This window comes from Desulfovibrio sp. (assembly GCA_016208105.1).
Taxonomy (GTDB): Bacteria; Desulfobacterota; Desulfovibrionia; order Desulfovibrionales; family Desulfovibrionaceae; genus Fundidesulfovibrio.
Map to the genome: position 1 here is coordinate 1 of JACQYS010000015.1, position 2,659 is coordinate 2,659.

At 55.1% G+C, this 2,659-nt stretch carries 2 protein-coding genes; both read left to right on the forward strand.

Annotated features, from left to right (window positions below; all coding sequences use genetic code 11):
- The coding region (locus HY795_08275; GenBank protein ID MBI4805218.1) for a tetratricopeptide repeat protein at window positions 1–1,760 on the forward strand (1,760 nt) is incomplete at its 5' end.
- Window positions 1,669–2,659, forward strand: a 991-nt coding sequence (locus HY795_08280; GenBank protein MBI4805219.1) for a tetratricopeptide repeat protein, incomplete at its 3' end; no start/stop codon positions are given. The genes HY795_08275 and HY795_08280, both read left to right, overlap by 92 nt.

The window sequence follows — 2,659 nt, forward strand, 5'->3', positions numbered from 1 at the left end:
ACAAGGCAGGCAATGTTGATCTGGCGCGTGATCTGTTGATCAAGATTCGTGATTCGAATGAAAGTGATGCGCCCTCATTAACCTCGTGCGCCGATTTGCTGATCCAACTCGGTGACGCCGACTCTGCCGCGCAGCTTTGGGAAAAACTTCTAGCATCATCGCCCTCCCCCGCGCCTCTTCACCTGAATCTTGCAAAATACTTTTCGGCTTACGGCGATCAAACCAAAACGCAAGATCACGCTTGGGCTGCGCTCGGCTTCGATCCTGAAAACGCCCTCGCCCGAAAAATCTTGGCGCAAGCCTTACGGCGCAACGACCCCGTATCGGCGATCCCTCACTATCAACGCGCCATCGCCCGCGATCCCGATCCCAAACTACAAATCGAACTCGCCCAAACCGCGCTTGAGGCAAATCAACCCGAACTCGCATTAGCAACCGCACTCAAGACTTCCGAAGTCTTGGAGACTTCGGAAGTCTTAGTCATCATAGGTAAAGCGTTAACTGCGCTGGGTAAAACCAACGAAGCCTTTGAATACTTCAACCGCGCCACCGATCTCGCCCCCACATCTAGCGAATCATGGCGAGCCGTCGGCGCATATCATCGCGCGCAAAACGATCCACAGCGCGCCCTTGCCGCTTTACAAGCCGGATGCAAATACTGTCAAAACGATCCCGATCTCTACGCCGATCTAGGTGATCTCTACGCCCAATTGAATCAACCCAACGAAGCGATCCAGTCCTTCAACCAAACAGTCAGACTCGATCCAAGTCGCGGACAGATTCACAAACGACTCGGCGAACTGTATCACGCTCAACATCGCCACAAAGAGGCGCTCGACTCTCTCCAACGCGCCCTCATCAATGTCACCGCTTCAGATCGTTCGCCGATTGAAATTATTTTAGGGCGCACGCTCGAAGCGCTGGGCAGGTTCGACGAAGCGTTGGCGGTGTATCAACGCGCCCACTCGTCAGCGGTTGGCGGCATCCCCGTAGATCTGCTGCGCGATCTGGGGCGAGTCGCTTATCAACTTAATCATCACGCCATCGCCCGCCCGGCTCTCGAATCCGTTGTGAAAGACTGCGACGACGCCGATTCGCTCACCTTGCTCGGCGCGATCTACGAACACGCCCAAGAATTTAAAGCCGCGCAAGAAACGTATCAACGCGCCCTCGCCCTTGACCCGAAGCGTTCCGAACTCATTGTGCAGCTCGGCGTGTGCTGTCTCGCGCTCAAACAACACGAAGCGGCAATCGCCGCGCTGCGAGACGCCGCCGAAAACGACAAAACAAATTTCTCTTTGCAAAAAACTTTGGCGCAGGCTTACGCCGCCGCCGGTTTATGGGAAGAAGCGGTAAATAGTTACGAAGCCGCTTCACGACTCGCGCCCGACGATCATTTGTTGTTGTCCACGCTCGCCCACTGCGCGCGCAAAGCCGGCAACACCGCGCACGCCGCGCAAGTTTTAAAACAAGCAATTGACCTTGCGCCCGAAATTCCGCAATATCGTCAAGAGTTAGCAGAACTTCTCGCGGCAAGCAACCAACTCGAAATGGCGCGCACCTTGTATCTCGAAGCGTTACGTATTGCGCCGAACTCGGTGATGATCCTTGTGGGGTTAGGCGAACTTTATTTGAAGCTCAAAGATTTCGGTGAAGCCGTTTTAGTTTTTGAGAAAGCCATGTCGCTCGATCCGAGTCGGGCGGACATCGTCAAAGCGTTGGGCGAAGCCGTGGAAAAAGAATCTTCTGCAACACCCTAACGACGCGGCGACTCACACCAAACTTGGCGCGGCACTTTCGCATCAGGGCAAACATCTCGAAGCCTTCAACTCGTATCAACGCGCCGCGCAAGAATCACCGCAAGATGTTTCGCTCGCGCTGGAAGCGGCGCGCGCCGCCATCACGTTACAGAATTTCGATTCCGCACTGCCGCATCTGGAACGCGCCTCACGCTTGACTCCAAATGATCACGACGTATGGTTGATGCTCGGCGAAACGTATCACGCCAAAAATTTAAATGATCGCGCCCTCAGCGCGTTGGAACGCGCCGCGCAACTTGCGCCGCATCTCGGCAAACCGCAGGCAGAGATGGCGCGCGTCTATCTTCAACTTGGCAAACGCGCCGAAGCCAAAGCCGCCGCCGAAGCCGCCATTGAACTTGATCCAAATTCAACCGATGTCTTGGCAGCCGCCGCCGAAGTTTTTCTGAAAACGAATCATCACGCGCAAAGTGTCGCCGCCAGCCGCAAAGTAGCCAAAGGTCGCCCCGAAGATTCCGAGTCGCTAATGAATCTCAATCGCGCCCTCATCCTTGAAAAAGAATCTGCTCCCATTGGAAATTTTTCAAAAATCGAAGGAACGGAGCGAGCGGAGATCATGAATCAACTAGAACGCGCCGCCGATCTTGGCGCGGATGCAAATGCCGTCAGCGTGTGGAAAGCGCGCGCCCTCGCCCTCTTCGGGAATTTTAAAGAAGCCATCCCATTGCTCGAAGCGGCAGTCGCCAAAAACCCGTCCACCGAAATTTATTGCGCCCTCGCCAGTTGCTATCGGCGTGCGGGCAAATTGACTCTGGCGCGCAAAGCGATTGAATCATCACTGGAACGCGAACCGACCAACGTCAACAACTTGATCGAGCGCGGGCGCATCATCCTTGAAC